This window comes from Subtercola boreus, from assembly GCF_003399625.1.
Taxonomy (GTDB): Bacteria; Actinomycetota; Actinomycetes; order Actinomycetales; family Microbacteriaceae; genus Subtercola; species Subtercola boreus_C.
Window position 1 is genome coordinate 33,836 of sequence record NZ_NBXA01000023.1, and the last position, 16,438, is coordinate 50,273.

General features: G+C 68.8%; 17 protein-coding genes. 7 read left to right on the plus strand and 10 right to left on the minus strand.

Features of this window, described 5'->3' with window-relative positions; all coding sequences use genetic code 11:
* Nucleotides 1-73 precede the first annotated feature (73 nt).
* The 4 genes from B7R21_RS12165 to B7R21_RS12180 all read left to right on the plus strand — a co-directional run bounded on the left by B7R21_RS12165 (nucleotide 74) and on the right by B7R21_RS12180 (nucleotide 4,247).
* The gene (locus tag B7R21_RS12165) at nucleotides 74-1,459 is read left to right on the plus strand and encodes a magnesium transporter MgtE N-terminal domain-containing protein (protein ID WP_116283529.1); all 1,386 of its coding nucleotides are present in this window, start codon (nucleotides 74-76) and stop codon (nucleotides 1,457-1,459) included.
* Complete coding sequence (locus tag B7R21_RS12170) at nucleotides 1,449-2,003, plus strand: DUF1003 domain-containing protein (protein WP_116283530.1); 555 nt, start codon at nucleotides 1,449-1,451, stop codon at nucleotides 2,001-2,003. Before B7R21_RS12165 ends, B7R21_RS12170 begins: the two co-directional genes overlap by 11 nt.
* Complete coding sequence (locus B7R21_RS12175; protein WP_116283531.1) at nucleotides 1,996-3,150, plus strand: P-loop NTPase; 1,155 nt, start codon at nucleotides 1,996-1,998, stop codon at nucleotides 3,148-3,150. Before B7R21_RS12170 ends, B7R21_RS12175 begins: the two co-directional genes overlap by 8 nt.
* A gap of 119 nt (nucleotides 3,151-3,269) precedes the next feature.
* Entirely contained in the window at nucleotides 3,270-4,247 is a 978-nt protein-coding gene (locus B7R21_RS12180) for an aldo/keto reductase (protein ID WP_116283532.1), read from the plus strand.
* A gap of 7 nt (nucleotides 4,248-4,254) precedes the next feature.
* Here the strand turns inward: B7R21_RS12180 and B7R21_RS21130 are convergent, their stop codons facing one another.
* The gene (locus tag B7R21_RS21130; RefSeq protein ID WP_437184189.1) at nucleotides 4,255-4,866 is read right to left on the minus strand and encodes a hypothetical protein; all 612 of its coding nucleotides are present in this window, start codon (nucleotides 4,864-4,866) and stop codon (nucleotides 4,255-4,257) included.
* 105 nt (nucleotides 4,867-4,971) lie between these two features.
* On the opposite strand from B7R21_RS21130, the gene B7R21_RS12190 reads away from it, so the two are divergent.
* Nucleotides 4,972-5,601: an O-methyltransferase gene (locus B7R21_RS12190; RefSeq protein ID WP_116283533.1), complete on the plus strand. Its 630-nt coding sequence runs from the start codon at nucleotides 4,972-4,974 to the stop codon at nucleotides 5,599-5,601.
* Between the two features lie 90 nt (nucleotides 5,602-5,691).
* Here the strand turns inward: B7R21_RS12190 and B7R21_RS12195 are convergent, their stop codons facing one another.
* From B7R21_RS12195 to dapE, 3 genes are all read right to left on the minus strand, one after another.
* Nucleotides 5,692-5,865: a DUF3117 domain-containing protein gene (locus tag B7R21_RS12195; protein ID WP_104244821.1), complete on the minus strand. Its 174-nt coding sequence runs from the start codon at nucleotides 5,863-5,865 to the stop codon at nucleotides 5,692-5,694.
* A 93-nt stretch (nucleotides 5,866-5,958) separates the two neighbouring features.
* Nucleotides 5,959-7,167, minus strand: a complete 1,209-nt coding sequence (locus tag B7R21_RS12200; RefSeq protein ID WP_253259785.1) for a hypothetical protein — start codon at nucleotides 7,165-7,167, stop codon at nucleotides 5,959-5,961.
* Nucleotides 7,164-8,264, minus strand: coding sequence for a succinyl-diaminopimelate desuccinylase (gene dapE, locus B7R21_RS12205; RefSeq protein ID WP_116283535.1), 1,101 nt, complete (start codon nucleotides 8,262-8,264; stop codon nucleotides 7,164-7,166). The genes B7R21_RS12200 and dapE overlap by 4 nt, the downstream gene beginning before the upstream one ends.
* Before the next feature lie 255 nt (nucleotides 8,265-8,519).
* On the opposite strand from dapE, the gene dapD reads away from it, so the two are divergent.
* Complete coding sequence (gene dapD / locus B7R21_RS12210) at nucleotides 8,520-9,488, plus strand: 2,3,4,5-tetrahydropyridine-2,6-dicarboxylate N-succinyltransferase (protein ID WP_116283536.1); 969 nt, start codon at nucleotides 8,520-8,522, stop codon at nucleotides 9,486-9,488.
* Nucleotides 9,489-9,506: 18 nt separating this feature from the next.
* Here dapD and B7R21_RS12215 read toward each other — a convergent pair whose 3' ends face one another.
* The 4 genes from B7R21_RS12215 to B7R21_RS12230 are packed head-to-tail and all read right to left on the minus strand — an operon-like array spanning nucleotide 9,507 to nucleotide 12,822.
* Nucleotides 9,507-10,844 carry a citrate synthase gene (locus B7R21_RS12215; protein ID WP_116283537.1) on the minus strand — a complete coding sequence of 446 codons (1,338 nt, stop codon included), beginning with the start codon at nucleotides 10,842-10,844 and terminating at the stop codon, nucleotides 9,507-9,509.
* A gap of 31 nt (nucleotides 10,845-10,875) precedes the next feature.
* On the minus strand, nucleotides 10,876-12,009 hold the full coding sequence (gene dapC / locus B7R21_RS12220) for a succinyldiaminopimelate transaminase (protein ID WP_116283538.1): 1,134 nt from the start codon (nucleotides 12,007-12,009) through the stop codon (nucleotides 10,876-10,878).
* 3 nt (nucleotides 12,010-12,012) lie between these two features.
* Nucleotides 12,013-12,339: a ferredoxin gene (gene fdxA, locus B7R21_RS12225; RefSeq protein WP_116283539.1), complete on the minus strand. Its 327-nt coding sequence runs from the start codon at nucleotides 12,337-12,339 to the stop codon at nucleotides 12,013-12,015.
* Between the two features lie 36 nt (nucleotides 12,340-12,375).
* Nucleotides 12,376-12,822, minus strand: a complete 447-nt coding sequence (locus tag B7R21_RS12230) for a hypothetical protein (RefSeq protein WP_116283540.1) — start codon at nucleotides 12,820-12,822, stop codon at nucleotides 12,376-12,378.
* A 117-nt stretch (nucleotides 12,823-12,939) separates the two neighbouring features.
* Between B7R21_RS12230 and B7R21_RS12235 the strand changes: the two genes are divergently transcribed.
* Nucleotides 12,940-13,839, plus strand: coding sequence for an EfeM/EfeO family lipoprotein (locus B7R21_RS12235; protein ID WP_172592153.1), 900 nt, complete (start codon nucleotides 12,940-12,942; stop codon nucleotides 13,837-13,839).
* A 49-nt stretch (nucleotides 13,840-13,888) separates the two neighbouring features.
* On the opposite strand, the gene efeB is transcribed toward B7R21_RS12235, so the two are convergent.
* Entirely contained in the window at nucleotides 13,889-15,223 is a 1,335-nt protein-coding gene (efeB, locus tag B7R21_RS12240) for an iron uptake transporter deferrochelatase/peroxidase subunit (protein WP_253259786.1), read from the minus strand.
* Nucleotides 15,224-16,438: an iron uptake system protein EfeO gene (efeO, locus tag B7R21_RS12245; protein WP_216364221.1), complete on the minus strand. Its 1,215-nt coding sequence runs from the start codon at nucleotides 16,436-16,438 to the stop codon at nucleotides 15,224-15,226. It lies immediately after the preceding gene.

The window sequence follows — 16,438 nt, forward strand, 5'->3', positions numbered from 1 at the left end:
CCACGCCCGCCCCTCGCGGCAGCTGTGCGCACGGCTACCCGCCCCGCCCAGCCCGACGGTCTAAGTTAGTACCGTGAGTGCCACCAGAGTCTTCGTCGCCCGATTGGCCGGGTGCACCGTCTTCGACCCCGCCGGCGACCGACTCGGCAAGGTTCGCGACGTGCTCGTCGTGTACCGCAACGGCCAGTCACCGCGGCTCGTCGGGCTGATCGTCGAGATCCCCGGCAAACGCCGCGTCTTCGTGAGCATCGGCCGTGTCACGAGTATCGGCAGCGGCCAGATCATCACGACCGGCCTCATGAATGTGCGCCGGTTCGAGCAGCGGGGCGGCGAGGTGCGGGTCATCGCCGAGATCCTCGGGCGCCGGGTGCGCTTCACCGACGGGTCGGGGCTGGCCACGATCGAGGATGTCGCCATCGAGCAGTCCGGGCCCGGTGAGTGGAGCGTGTCGCAGGTCTTCCTCCGTCGCCCCAAGACCGGCGCGAGCCCGTTCGGCAAGGGCCCGACGGTGTTCGCGACGTGGAACGAGGTCGAGGAGCTCGGCCAGACCGGCGAGTCGCAGTCGGCCGAACAGCTCATCGCGACCTATGCCGACATGCGGCCCGCCGACCTCGCGACCACCCTGATGGATCTTCCCCAGCTCCGCATGCTCGAAGTGGCCGGGGAACTGCCCGATGCCCGTCTCGCCGACGTTCTCGAGGAGATGCCTGAGAGCGAGCAGGTCGAGATCATGAACCAGCTCGACGACACCCGTGCGGCAGATGTGCTCGACCAGATGCAGCCGGATGACGCAGCCGACCTCATCGCGCAGCTCTCCGAGGCCCGCGGCGAAGAACTCCTGAAGCTCATGCAGCCCGAAGAGGCCGACGACGTGCGGATGCTCCTCGCCTACGCCCCCGACACCGCCGGTGGACTGATGACCACCGAACCCATCATCGTGTCGGCCGATGCCACCGTGGCCGAGGGGCTCGCCCTCATCCGTCGCCACGAACTCGCGCCCGCCCTCGGCGCCGCGATCTGCGTGACCCTGCCGCCCTACGAGCCGCCGACCGGGCGTTTCCTCGGCATGGTGCACTTCCAGCGGATGCTCCGCTACCCCCCGCACGAACGCCTCGGTTCGCTCGTCGACGACGGGCTCGAAGCTGTCACCGCGGAGACGAGCGCGGCCGAAGTCTCGCGTATCCTGGCCAGCTACAACCTCGTCTCCGTTCCCGTGGTCGATGAGAACCACCGACTTGTCGGGGTGGTGACAATTGACGATGTTCTCGACTACCTGCTGCCCGACGACTGGCGAAGTCACGAGGGCGACGACCGGGCGGCGAGACGCACGGCGCCCTCCCTCCAGGCGAGACCCCTTGCCGGCAGCCCCGCGGGCGGCCAGATCAAGGCACCCACGGCCGGAAACGGCCAACTGAGGCCCGGAACGGCCCGTGAGAGGAGGAACGGCCATGGCTCGTAACGCGCCGACCCGTGCATCCAACACCCGCCTCGACGCGCCGAAAGGCCTCCGGAGCGGTGTGCTCCCCGGTCGGAACCGCCCGTCCCGCACCAGCCGCGACCGGTTCGGCCGGAGCACCGAGGCCATCGCCCGCGGCATGGGAACGCCCTGGTTCCTCGTCATCCTCACCGTCTTCGTGCTCATCTGGATCGGCTTCAACACCTACGGCCCCGCAGATCTGCGGTTCGACTCGGCGGCCATCGGCTTCACGGCTCTCACGCTCATCCTGAGCCTGCAGGCCTCCTACGCGGCACCGCTCATCCTGCTCGCGCAGAACCGGCAGGATGACCGCGACCGTGTGCAGATCGAACAGGACCGGCAGCGCGCCGAACGGAACCTGGCCGACACCGAGTACCTCGCCCGCGAGGTGGTTGCGCTCCGGCTCGCGATGCAGGACATGGCGAGCAAGGACTTCATCCGTGCCGAGCTCCGGGCTCTGCTCGAGGAGCTGACCGTCGACGATGCGGAGCGGGTGACGTCGGGAAAGACGAGCGGGAGTGCCTGACGCGCCATCCTCCCTCGCCCACGACGTGCGGCGGGCGCTCGGCCGGGTGCTCGATCCCGAGATCCGGAAGCCCATCACCGACCTCGACATGGTCGGCGAGGTGAGCGTCGGGCCGGACGGCCTTGCGACTGTCGTCGTGAAACTGACGATCGTCGGATGCCCGGCGGCCGACACCATCGAACGTGACGTCAGGGCGGCCACCCTCGGCGTTTCGGGAGTGTCTGGTGCCGACATCCGGGTCAGCGTGATGACGCGCGAGGAGCGGCAGGCGCTCACCGAGAGGCTCCGCGGCGCCGGTGGCGTGCGTGTGATGCCGTTCGGGCCGGATTCGCTCACCCGCGTGATCGCGGTGACGAGTGGCAAGGGCGGGGTGGGGAAGTCCACGCTGACGGCCAACCTCGCTGTGGCGCTGGCGGCCGGGGGGCTCCGGGTGGGGATCGTCGACGCGGATGTGTACGGGTTCTCGATCCCGGGCATCCTGGGCCTCGTCTCGGAGGGGGTGGCGCAGAAGCCGACCCGTGTGGACGAGATGATCCTGCCGCCGGTCGGTTTCGGGGTCAAGGTGATCTCGATCGGGATGTTCGTCGACGACAACGCCGCCGTCGCGTGGCGGGGCCCGATGCTCCACCGCACCATCCAGCAGTTCCTCACCGACGTGTACTTCGGCGACCTCGACATCCTGCTGCTCGACCTGCCGCCGGGCACGGGCGATGTGGCGATCTCGGTCGGACAGCTGCTGCCACACGCCGAGGTGCTCGTGGTGACCACGCCGCAGCCCGCGGCGGCCGATGTCGCCGAGCGCTCCGGCGTCGTCGCCCGCCAGACCGGCCAGCGCATCGTGGGCGTCATCGAGAACATGGCGGGCCTCCCCCAGCCCGACGGCTCGTTGCTCGAGGTCTTCGGTTCGGGCGGAGGTGCTGAGGTGGCGCGCCGGCTGTCGGCCGGACAGGCTCCGGATGCCCGGGTGGAGCTGCTGGCCTCGATTCCGCTCAGCGTGGGGCTCCGCGCCGGCGGCGACGTGGGGATGCCGATCGTGCTCAGCGACCCCTCCGACCCGGCCGCGGCGGCGATCCTCGCAGTCGCGCGGCGCCTCGCGTCCCGGGGCCGAGGCCTCGCCGGCCGCAGCCTCGGCGTGACTCCGGTCTGACCCCGCGCCACGCACGCCCCTCCTCCCACCTCCTCCTCGGTCGACTTTCCCCTTTGCGCACGAAAAGCGGGGGAAGCGTGCGCAAAGGGGAAAGTCGCAGGCGAGCGTAGGCTCGAAGCATGCACACCATCACACTCGGCAACAACGGCCCCGAGGTCTCCCGCCTCGGACTCGGCTGCATGGGAATGAGCGACTTCTACACGGGGCACGGCACCGACGAGCAGGGGTCGATCGCGACGATCCACCGCGCGCTCGAGCTCGGCATCACGTTCTTCGACACCGCGGAGATCTACGGCCCCTTCACGAACGAGGAGCTCGTCGGCAAGGCGCTGGCTGGGCGCCGCGACGAGGTCGTGATCGCCACCAAGTTCGGCTTCATCCAGCACCTCGGCGACGGTTCGCGCGGTCTCGACGGTCGGCCGGAGAATGCGCGGCTCGCTCTCGAAGGATCGTTGAAGCGCCTCGGAACCGACCACATCGACCTCTTCTACCAGCACCGGATGGACCCGAAGGTACCGATCGAGGAGACCATGGGCGCGCTGGCCCAGTTCGTCGACGAGGGCAAGATCCGTTACATCGGCCTGAGTGAGGCGTCGCCTGAAACGATCCGGCGGGCGCACGCCGTGCATCCGGTGACCGCACTGCAGACCGAGTACTCGCTCTGGTCGCGCGATCCGGAAGCCGAGATCCTGCCCACCGTGCGGGAACTGGGGATCGGCTTCGTGCCCTACTCACCGCTCGGGCGGGGATTCCTCACCGGCACCATCCGCTCGCTCGACCAGCTCGACGAGAAGGACTTCCGGCGGAACAACCCGCGCTTCGAGGGCGAGAACCTGGCGGCGAACATCCGCATCGTCGAGCAGGTGGACGCCGTCGCCGCGGAACTCGGCGCGAAGCCCGGCCAGGTCGCGCTGGCCTGGCTGCTCGCGCAGGGAGACGACATCGCGCCGATCCCGGGCACGAAGCGGGTCTCGTATCTCGAGGAGAATGCGGCCTCAGACGCCCTCGTGCTCACCGACGCCCAGCTCGCTGCGCTCGACGCCGTGGCGCCGCCGGTCGGCGACCGTTACGCGGACATGTCGCCGGTCAACCGGTAGCAGCGGGTCAGGTCGCCTCGGTGTCGAACGGGGCGGCCATGACCGGCTGGGCCGAGGCCAGCCGGGCCTCTGACTTGCGGCCGGAGAGGTAGTCGGGAGCGGAGGTGCTCGAAGCGGAGGTGCCAGCAGGACCGTCACTCCCGTTCGTGTCGGAGGCCGGCACCGAAAGCGACACACCGGGACCGTCGTCGAACGACGCATCCTCGGCGAGCGACTGCGCCAGGGCGTCGGCCGGGGCGCCCTTCGTGAGACTCACGCCCGCAGCACCGGCGGCCATCGCAGCAGCTGCACCCGGCGCCTGGGCCGTCTGGAGGGAGGCCGCCATCGGAGCCGAGGGCTTCACCGGCACGGGATCCGGCTCGGCCGGGTCTTCGAGCAGGGCGTCACGGATGATGCGGCGCGGATCGTACTGGCGAGGGTCGAGTTTCTTCCACTCGACTTCGTCGAAGTCGGGACCCATCTCCTCCTTCATCCGGTTCTTCGCACCATTGGTGAAGTCGCGGAGCTGTCGCACGAATTTGGCCAGCACGGAGGCGTAATGCGGCAGGCGCTCGGGACCGATCACGAACGCGGCCACAACCCCGATGATGATGAGCTTCTCGAACGTCAACCCGAACATGTATACACCCTACTTGACGAAGTGCCGGAACTTCCCACTTGCGGCCGAGGCGGTCGACACCTCGTCGCAAGGTGGCATCTAAGCTGAACCCGGAGGTCATTACCTGTGTCGAAAGAGACCAACTGGAAGTACGCCGAAGACATCGTGACGGAGCCGGCGGTGATCGTCGAAGCCCGCGCACATGCGGGCGAGGTCGGCGTCGAGTCGGTGAGCCCGGGGATCGGCGCGCAGCTCGCCGTGCTCGCGGGCGCTGCCGCCGCTCGCTCGATCGTCGAGATCGGCACCGGCCTCGGCGTATCCGGGCTCTGGATGCTCGCGGGGGCCCCGACCGCCACCCTCACGTCGATCGACACCGAGGTCGACCGGCAGCAGTCCGCCCGCGCAGCCTTCACCGCCTCGGGCGTCGCCGCGAACCGCGTACGGCTCATCACCGGGCGGGCGAAAGACGTGCTCCCCCGGATGAACGAGGGATCCTACGACCTCGTGCTGGTCGACGCCGATCCGGAATCCGTGATCGAGTACGTCGAACACGGCCTGCGGCTCGTGCGGGTGGGCGGAACCGTCGCTGTTCCGCACGCGCTCTGGCGCGACCGGGTGGCGGATCCGGTCCAGCGTGACGACACCGTCGCCGACTTCCGCTCGCTGATCAGCGAGCTGTCGCAGTCGAGCGCTGTCATCACCGCGCTCTCGCCCATCGGCGACGGGCTGCTCCAGATCACGAAGGTGCTCGGCTGAGCCGACCCCGCGCAACCGCCCCGCACACGGAGAGAAGCCCCCGTCATCCTGCAGCTGCAGGGCGACGGGGGCTTCTCTCGGTGAGGCGTCTCAGGCGGGCGCCACGACTCCTGCGAGGGCGTCGTGCAACTCCCGGGCCTCAGCGTCGTTGACGGAGACCACAAGCCTGCCGCCTCCTTCGAGAGGCACTCGCACAATGATGAGGCGTCCTTCTTTGACGGCCTCCATTGGTCCGTCGCCGGTCCTGGGTTTCATGGCGGCCATGCGGCTCCCCTTCCGTGGTGTCGTACTTCCATTATCCAGCATTCAGCGAGGTGTCTCGAACCTCGGCCTGTGCGGGGGGCAGGCAGCTCGGGGTCACGGCGGGGTCCAGTCGGCTCCGTCGACGCCCCAGCAGATCAGCAGCCATCCCCACTGGGCAGCCAGGAACACGATCACGATCACGACGCGGTAGACGCGCGATTTCGGCAGAGCCACCACGCCGAGCAGCGGGAACAGGGGCATCAGCAGGCGGAACACGCTCGACTGCGGGAAGAACACCGCGAGCAGGTAGAGCACGTACGCGATCACCCAGAACCGCAGATCGAGAGAGATGCGCTTCACGCCTCGTGTGGCCATGAACAGGCCGAACGCGATCACGAGCAGAACCACGACCACGGCGCCCGCGGGCACACCGAGCCACCAGTTGCCGCCCTGGATCCACGAAGCGAAGGGGATGAGGTGGCTGTAGCCGATGTACGCGGCACGCCAGGCGAGCTCCGTCTCGGTGTAGGCCTGCGCGTAGCCGGTCGCTCCCCACGCGATGAGGGTCCAGACGAGTCCCACGATGATGCTGAACGCCGTGACGGCGACCGCCAGCACCCGCTCCCGGAGCGGAAAGGGCTCCCTCTCGCGGATCCACCAACGGTGCACGATGTGGAACCCGAGCGCGAGAGCGAAAGCGAGCCCGCTCGGGCGTGTGAACGACATCACGAGCACGATGGGGAACAGCCAGGCGTACTTTCGCCGCACCAACAGGTACAGCGCCAGCATCAGCAGGAACATGTACATCGACTCGGCGTACGCCACCTGGAACATCGGCGACACGGGCGCGATGCAGAACAGGAGCACGGCGAACATCGACGTGCCCTGCGGCAGCGTCAGGCGCATCAGCCGGTAGAACACCAGGGCTGCGCCGGCGCCGAAGATCACCGACGCGAAGACCGACATGTACTCCCACGGGACCCCCGTGACCGTTGTCAGCCCGCGGATCAGGAACGGGTACCCCGGCAGGAACGCCCACGCGTTCTGTTCGACGTGTCCCGAGGTGCCGAGCGGCAGCTGGGAGGGGTACCCCCAGTAGGCGATGATCTTGTACCAGGTGCCGTCCCAGATGGAGGCGTAGTCGAAGTAGGAGGGCTGGGCGCCCGTCCACGGGTTCTTGCCCTGCACGCTGGCCAGCACGAGCAGCATGATAGTGGTCACCGCCCGGGCCGCCACGTAGATGAGCAGCACGGTCATCCACCACGAACTCCACCACCGTCCGAGCCGGGTCACGGATCGGGGTACGCGTTCCTCTGTGATCACGGCGACTCTGAGAGCCAGACCCGCAGGGCCTGCTCGCACGAGGTGATCTGGCTGAGGAGTACCCGCTCGTCGTCGGCGTGGGCCTTCATCGGGTCGCCGGGTCCGAAGTTCACCGAGGGGATGCCGAGGGCCGAGAATCGGGCGACGTCCGTCCAGCCGTATTTGGGCTTCGCCTCACCGCCGACCGCCGCCAGGAATTCCTGGGCGAGGGGGGCGTCGAGCCCGGGACGGGCGCCCTCGGCGAGGTCGACGACCGTGATCTCGTAGTCGCCGAAGAGCTCGTGCATGTGCGCGATCGCCTCGTCGCCCGAGCGGCTCGGCGCGAAGCGGTAGTTGATGTGCACCATGGCCTCATCCGGGATGACGTTGCCGGCCACTCCCCCGCTGATGCCCACGGCGTTCAGGCCCTCGCGGTACACGAGGCTGTCGACCTCGACCTCGCGCGCTTGGTAGGCAGCGAGCGTGTCGAGCACCGGTGCGAGCGTGTGGATGGCGTTCGACCCGACCCAGCCCCGGGCCGAGTGCGAACGCTTGCCGAACGCGCGCACCTCGATGCGGAGGTTGCCGTTGCAGCCACCCTCGACCTGGCTGTTCGAGGGTTCGCCGAGAATCGAGAAGTCGCCCACGAACAGGTCGGGCCGATTGGCGGCGAGCCGGCCGAGGCCGTTCAGCGCGGCAGAGACCTCCTCGTGGTCGTACCACATCCACGTGATGTCGACCCGGGGGGCGGTGAGCTCGGCGGCGAGCTTCAGCTGCACCGCGACTCCGGCTTTCATGTCGACCGTGCCCCGGCCCCACAGGTAGTCGGCGCCGTCCTCGGTCTCGTAGCGGCTCGGCACGTTGTCGTTCTCGGGCACCACGTCGATGTGACCGGCGATCACGACGCGCTGGTCACGCCCGAGATTCGTGCGGGCCACGACCGTGTCACCGTCGCGGATGATCTCCAGGTGCCGGGCATCCGCGAGGCTCCTGACGATGGCGTCGGCAAGCGGACCCTCGTCGCCCGAGACCGAATGGATGTCGACCAGCTGGCGGGTGAGCTCGACAGAACTCGCCCCCAGGTCGAGCGGGATGATCGTGGTGGGGGCGTCCGGCATGCGGCCCAGTTTATCGGTGCCTGCCGGGCTCCGCTGTGAGCCACCAGTGGCTGCTCGTGAGCGCGACCCGCCCTGCTGAGCGCGGCCCGCCCTGCTGAGCGCGACCCGCCCTGCTGAGCGCGACAGCCCTGCGAGCCGCACTCAGCATCGGGAGTCGCTCTCACCGCGCGGCCGGCGCGCCCGGCGCGACCGGCGGGCGGCCGCGGTGGGGCTGGCGGGGCCAGCGGGGCCGGAGCGCCCCGCTACCCTTGGACCATGACTTCGAACGACGCCCTGCCGACCCACGCCTGGGGCCACGGCCTCGCCACCATCGCCGGTGACGGTACCGTGCTCGACACCTGGTACCCGTCGCCCCGCCTCGGCGAACCCTCCGACGCGGGCGACGCGGCATCCGTTCCGGCCGAGCTCGCCGCGCAGGCGATTCCGGATGACCGGCGAAACGTGCGCGTCGAGGTCGTCACCACCGAGATCACCCTGGCCGACCCGCCCGCCTCGACGCCCGACGCGTACCTCCGCCTGCACCTGCTCTCGCACCTGCTCGTGGCCCCGAACACGATCAACCTCGACGGCATCTTCGGGCATCTGCCGATCACCGTCTGGACCAACGCCGGCCCCGTGCTCCCCGCCGAATTCGACCGGCTCCGCCCCTCGCTCCAACGGCACGGAATCGCGGCGCACGGCATCGACAAGTTCCCGCGCCTCACCGACTACGTCAGTCCCGATCGTGTGCGCATCGCGGATGCCTCGCGCGTGCGCCTCGGCGCGCACCTTGCTCCCGGCACCACCGTCATGCACGAGGGTTTCGTGAACTTCAACGCCGGCACCCTCGGCGCCTCGATGGTCGAGGGCCGCATCTCGCAGGGCGTCGTCGTCGGTGACGGATCGGACGTCGGGGGTGGCGCATCCATCATGGGGACGCTCTCGGGCGGCGGAACCCAGCGTGTCTCGATCGGCGAGCGCGCCCTGCTCGGGGCGAACTCGGGCATCGGCATCTCGATCGGCGACGACTCCGTGGTCGAGGCTGGCCTCTACGTGACGGCCGGCACGAAGGTGCGCCTGGTCGGCGCGGCACCACGGAACGACGGGTCGACACCGACCGTCAAGGCCGTCGAGCTCTCCGGCCGCCCCAACCTGCTCTTTCGCCGCAACTCCCTCACGGGCGCGGTCGAGGTGCTCTCACGCACCGGCGCCGGCGTCACCCTGAACGAGACCCTGCACGCCTGAGCCCCGCAAGGAACCGCGTCAGCGGTCGGTCGGCCACTCGCGCTCGGGGCTGCCCAGGTACAGCTGCTGCGGGCGGCCGATCTTCGTGGCCGGGTCGGTCTGCATCTCGCGCCAGTGCGCGATCCAGCCGGGCAGGCGCCCGATCGCGAACAGCACCGTGAACATGCGCGTCGGGAAGCCCATCGCCTTGTAGATGACTCCCGTGTAGAAGTCGACATTCGGGTACAGGCGTCGCGAGATGAAGTAGTCGTCCGCCAGCGCGATCGCCTCGAGCTCCTTGGCGATGTCGAGCAGGTCGTCCTGCACGCCGAGGGCGGCGAGCACCTCGTCGGCCGCCTCCTTCACGAGCTTCGCGCGAGGGTCATAGTTCTTGTAGACGCGGTGGCCGAACCCCATGAGACGGATGCCCGCCTCCTTGTTCTTGACCCGCTCGACGAACTTCTCGACGCCCTCGCCCGAGTCCCGGATCTGCGCCAGCATCGTGAGCACGGCTTCGTTCGCCCCACCGTGCAGCGGCCCGTACAGCGCATTGATACCGGCCGAGATCGACGCGAACATGTTCGCCTCGGTGGAGCCGACGAGCCGCACGGTCGACGTCGACGCGTTCTGCTCGTGGTCCTCGTGCAGGATGAGGAGGCGCTCCAGCGCCTTCGAGAGCACCGGGTTGATCTGGTACGGCTCGGCGTTCGTGCCGAAGTTCAGCCTCAGGAAGTTGTCGATGAAGCTGAGCGAGTTGTCGGGGTAGAGGAACGCCTGCCCGAGGCTCTTCTTGTGCGCGTACGCGGCCATCACGGGCAGCTTGGCCAGCAGACGGATCGTCGAGATCTCGACGTGCTCCGGGTTCCGCGGGTCGAGGGAGTCCTGGTAGTAGGTCGACAGCGCCGAGATGCCCGCCGAGAGCACCGACATCGGGTGCGCGTTGTGCGGCAGCGCATCGAAGAAGCGCTTCAGGTCTTCATGCAGCAGCGTGTGGTGACGGATCTCGTTGTCGAACTTCTCGAGCTGCGAAGCCGTCGGCAGCTCACCGTAGATGAGCAGCCAGGCCGTCTCGAGGTAGGTGGAGTGCGCGGCGATCTGGTCGATCGGATACCCGCGGTAGCGCAGGATCCCCTTGTCACCGTCGATGTAGGTGATGCTCGAGCGGGTGGCCGAGGTGTTGACGAACCCGTAGTCGAGGGTGGTCAGACCGGTCTGCTTCGTGAACGTCGAGATGTCGACGGAGGATGCACCGTCGACGCTCGTGAGGATCGGGAATTCCGCCGTGCCACCCGGGAACGTCAGGGTGGCCTTCTGCTCGGCGGGCTCCTGAACGGGGGGCTTCTGCCCTACGTCTGAAGCCTGATCGGTGTCGCCCACGGCGCCTCCTTGAGATTCGTGATGTGCACACTCAGCCTAAAGCACTGGGCGAACCCAGCCGTTCGGCCGCTGCCGTGATGCGCTCGTCTGTCGCGGTGAGCGAGAACCGCACGTGCTCGGGGAAGTGGTCTCCGTAGAACGGGCCGGGGCCGGCGAGGATGCCGAGCCCGGCGAGCCGGTCGATGCTCTGCCACGCATCCCGGCCCTCGCTCGCCCAGAGGTAGAGCCCCGCCTCGCTCCGGTCGATGCGGAACCCGCTCCGCTCGAGCGCCGGCTTCAGGATGTCGCGGCGAGCACGATAGAGCTCCTTCTGGTGGGCGACATGCCGGTCGTCGCCGAGTGCGGCGACCATCGCTGTCTGCACGGGTGCAGGCGGCATCATGCCGGCGTGCTTCCGCACGGTCAGGAGCCGTTCGATGAGCACCTCGTCGCCCGCCACGAAGGCGGCGCGGTAGCCCGCGAGGTTCGACTGCTTGCTGAGGGAGTACACCGCGAGCACCCCGGTGACGTCGACGACACCGTCGTCTCCCGTCACCACGCGGGGGTCGAGGATGCTCGGCACGGGCGAAGCGGCCCACTCCCCGTCCCAGCCGAGCTCTGCGTAGCACTCGTCGTTCGCGATCGTCGCACCGAGCGCTCGAGCGCGTTCCACGGCACGACGGAGGTGTGCAGCATCCAGAACCGCTCCGTCGGGGTTGCCGGGCGAATTCAGCCAGATGAGCTTCGTGTCGGTCGGCCATTCAGCGGGGTCGTCGGAGGCGAACGAGCGGGCCCCCGCGATGGTCGCGCCGATCTCGTAGGTCGGGTACGCGGCTCTCGGATGCACGACAACGTCGCCCTCGCCGAGCCCGAGCATGAAGGGCAACCAGGCGACGAGCTCCTTGGAGCCGATGGTGGGAAGCACCTGGGCCTCGGTCAACCCGGCGACCCCCCGGCGCCGCTCGAACCAGGAGCGAATGGCGTTCCGGAGCTCGGGGCTCCCCGCCGTGGCCGGGTAGGAATGGGCATCCGTCGCTGCTGCTAACGCCTGCCGCACGACATCGGGCGTGGGGTCGACCGGCGAACCGATCGACAGGTCGACGATGCCGCCCGGATGCGCCTTCGCCTTCGCGGCGAACGGCGTCATCGCGTCCCACGGGTAGTCGGGCAGGGAGCCGAGCGTCACCGGTTACGCGTGCGTCTCTTGCGGCGGGAGCGCGGAGATGACGGGGTGGTCCTTCGGGATGACGCCGATCTTCGCAGCGCCCCCCGGGGAACCGATGTCGGTGAAGAACTCCACGTTGGCCTTGTAGTAGTCGGCCCACTCTTCGGGCAGGTCGTCTTCGTAGTAGATCGCCTCGACGGGACAGACCGGCTCACAGGCACCGCAGTCGACGCACTCGTCGGGGTGGATGTAGAGCGATCGCTCGCCTTCGTAGATGCAGTCGACAGGGCATTCGTCGATGCACGCGCGGTCTTTGACGTCGACACACGGCAGGGCGATGACATAGGTCACGGTGGTGAGATCCTTCCGAAACGAGCAGGTTCCAGTCTAAGCGGCGTCGGAGGGTTGCTCTGCCTGTCGGCGTTTCGGCCAGGCCAGCACGATGAGCGCGACCACGGTGGGCGCGAACGTCCACACGTAGCCGTAGCCGTGTTCGTCTGCGGGGATGAGGATCGACCCCCCGGGGCTCGGCAGAGTCAGCACGGCGACGATGCCGACGAGCCCGAGGGCGGCGAGAAACGCAATGAGCCTGCTCGGCAGGATGAGCCGCAGCCCGACGAGCAGGAAGACGACGGAGGCGACAGCGAGGATCAGCCCGAGCGGCAGGTCGAACAGCCCGAAGAAGCCGATGGTGGACTGGTGCACCACCGTTCCGAGCATGCCGAAGACCACGCCGAGCAGCAGACCGATGATCCAGCTCGCGACGCGCACGACCATCGACTCCCCCACGGGCTGGTCGGCGGTGTCCGCCACGGTCGTCTCTCGGAATGACATCACAATTGCCTTTCGTTGTCGGCACCAATGTACCCGGGCATCCTGAACGCTTGTACCCTTGGAATCGGACGACGACGTCACCCCATCCGCTGTCCGACCCACCGACGGAGCCTCTTCGTGCACCATCCCCCCGCCCGCTCGAAGCCGCGGACCACCGCCCTCGTCGCGGCGGCCTCCGCCACGCTGCTGCTCGCGCTGGCCGGATGCACGTCGTCGTCGCCCAGCGAGGCGGCAGCCGCAGCCGCCGCGAAGCCGCTCAGCCAGCAGGCCTTCATCACCCGTCAGCTCGGCCTCTCGAGCGTCGACTTCGGGGAGTATCTGCGGCGACAGGCCTTCACCCTGCAGTCGGGCACGACCGAGTTCGTCACGGCCTGGGAATCGGGCGACGACGACCTGGCCCGATCCCTGTACGCACCGACGCGCTCCTTCTACAACCGGATGCTCGCCGCTTCCGCCTCGTTCCCCGAACTCGACGCGTCGCTCGACGCTGGTGACTCAGGATGGCACGCCATCGAAGCGCAGCTCTGGCCGCTCACGGCGGAGGAGAACCAGGGCATGCCCGTCAGGCCGGCGACGGCGGATCAGCGCCAGGCGGTCGGCCAGCAGCTGGAGACCGACACGAAGAGCCTCACGGGCGCCGTCTCCGGCCTCCGCCCCACCGTCGAGGAACAGGCGGCGGGCGTGGCAGCACTGATGGCCGGGCGCGGCCGGGCGGCAGCCGCCGGCGAACAGGAACCGCGCTCACACACCGACCTCTACGACCTTCAGGCCTACGTCGACGGTTCGCGCGAGGTGTTCTCCGGTCTCCGGCCCATCCTCGTCACCCAGAACGCCGCGCTCGCCACCACGCTCGACCACCGCTTCGACGCGGCCGAGGGGCAGCTGAACGCACTCCGCACGGGGGTCTCGTTCCCGGGCTTCGACACCCTCACGGGCGACCAGCGGCAGGCGCTGCAGGCGGCCGTGGGCGACCTGACCCAGTCGCTCGGCCAGGTGCCGCAGACCCTCGCGGGCTGACTGCCCTCGCTGGCTGACAGACCTTCGCAGGCTGACAGCCCATCGCCGGCTACGCGAACAGCGCCTTGCCGTAATAGTCACCGGCGGCGGCGAGGCCCGGGGGCACCGCGAAGACACCGGATCCGACGTGCCTGATGTACTCGTTCAGGCGGTCCATCGAGCCGAGCTTCTGCTGGATCGCCACGAACTGCGCGGGATCCCTCTGGTAGGAGATGAACATGAGTCCGGCATCCAGCCGCCCGACGCTGTCGATACCGTCGGTGAAGTTGTAGCCGCGCCGGAGGATCTTCGTACCTCCATTGTTCTCGTGCGCCGCGAGGGCGACATGCGAGGTGGCCGGGATGACCGGGGTGCCGTCGGCGCCCTTCACGGCGAAATCGGGCGTGTCGAACTCGGCCGTGCCGCTGAGCGGCGCGCCCTCCATCTTCGTACGCCCGAACACCGCGTGCTGGTCGCCGATGTAGTCGGTGTCCCACGTCTCGATCAGCATGTGGATCTTGCGGGCGACGAGGTAGCTGCCGCCGGTCATCCACGGCTGGTCGCTGTCGGCGCCCACCCACACCTGCTGGGCGAAATCGTCGTCGGTCACGATGTTGCGGGTGCCGTCCTTGAAACCCATCAGATTGCGGGGCGTCGCCTGGTCGGCGCTCCGGGATGCGCGGCCGAAGCCCTGCACGGTCCACCGTGTCGAGGCGGTGGTGCGGGCCATCCGCGCGAGGTTCCGGATGGCGTGGTACGCGACCTGCGGGTCGCTCGCGCAGGCCTGCACGCAGATGTCCCCACCCGTGAACTCGGCGGTCAGCGCATCGCTCGCGAAGGCCGGGAGGTCGTTCAGCACGGCCGGCTTGTACTTCGCCCAGCCGAACCGGCCGTCGAACATCGAGGGAGCGAAACCGACGGTCACCGTCAACTGGTTCGCGCCCATCCCGGCGGCCTCGCCCGTGTCGCCCGGAACCGCGAGCTCCCGTGCGGGTTCGACGGCGCCGACGGCGAGCCCCTGGGTGTACTGCGCGATCGCCGCCGACCACTTGGCCAGCATCACCTGCAGCTCAGAGGCCGATGTGGTGGTCACATCGAACACCATGAAGACGAGGTGATCCTGCGGTGGGGTGCGGATGCCGGCCTGGTGCTCCCCGTAGAAGGCATAGGTGTCGTCGGCCGGGGCGGACGATGCACTCTGCGCGCCCTCAGACGCCTGGGCGGCCAGTCCCGTGGTCGTGACGCCGATCGCGGCGCCCGCGGCCGCACTGGCGACGGCACCGCCGAAGAACGCTCGGCGCGAGATGCCGGAGTCGCCCGAAGGCACCCCCTCCGCGGCCCCGGGTCTTTCGTACCGGGCATCGCCTGAGGGAGTGCCGTCTGGGTTCTTGTCTCTACGCGCCACTTACGCGGTCGCCACCTTTTCACTGATCTGTGCGAGCGGAGCCTGGAGGGCCTGGATGGCCTGCGTCAGCTTCGGTGCATCCGAGGTGCGGAGCGCCTCGTCGTACAGCTTGTAGCCGCCGGGAGCCGCAGCGTCCTTGTAGGTTGCGAGGAGGGCATCCACCGACGCGAACTGGGCGCTGATCGACGCCGTGAGGTCGGGGTCGATCGTCGTGAGCGCGGGCTTCAGGTACTCGAACGCCTGCTCGGAGCCCTCGACGTTCGCAACGAAGTCGACGAGGTCGATGTGGCTGTACGCCTCCTCCTCACCGGTGATCTTCGAGGACTGCACTTCTTCGAGCAGACCGGATGCCCCGTTGGCGAGCTCCTCCGGTTTGTAGGTGAGACCTGTGGTGAGAGTCTGCAGCTGGGCGATGTCGGTGACGAGCTTGGTGCTGAGCGCCTTCGTCGAGTCGGTGATGGTTCCGGTGTCGAAGATGTCCTTCTCGATCGGGTGGAATCCGGTCCACTCGGTGCCGGGATCGACGTCGGCGACGCGCGCGTCGACCTCCGGGTCGAGGTCGGCGAAGCTCTCGGCGACAGGCTCGATGCGCTCGTAGAACGGGCGGGCCGCGGCGTAGGCGCTCTTGGCCGCGTCGACGTCGCCGGCCTGGATCGCCGTGTCGAGCGCCGCCACAGCGTCGACGAGGCTCGCGGCCTGGCCTTCGACGTACTGGCCGTAGCCGACGGTGCCCTCGGCGAGCAGGCTCTGCACGTCGCTCGGGGCGGAGGTCGCGTCACCGATCACAGTGAAGTCGGTGTTCTCGGTGGTCGCGCCCGGGCAGTTCAGCTGGTACGTGCCGCCGGTCAGGGTGACGGTGAACGAGGAGGCCTTGAGGCCGGCCACGATGTTCTCCCGCTCGCCGAGGATGCGCTTGTCGCTCATCAGCTCGACCTCGCTGAGGCCGGCAGCGTCGGAATTTGTGATCTCGAAGGTGACGGGGCCCGCGGGGGCGCTGGCGAAGTCCATCGCACAGTCGTTGCCGCTCAGGGTCACCTTCACCTGGGCCGCTCCGTTCGAGACGGGGGCGCTGCCGGCCGCTGAGCTGGTGCTGCCGGAGCTCGCGCCGGTCGATGCCGTGCCGGCGCAGCCCGCAAGCAGCATGCTGCCGAGGGCGATTCCGGTGATCACGGCGTACTTCGAGCCGCGGCGAAGCGGGGTGGGGTGTCGGGTCAA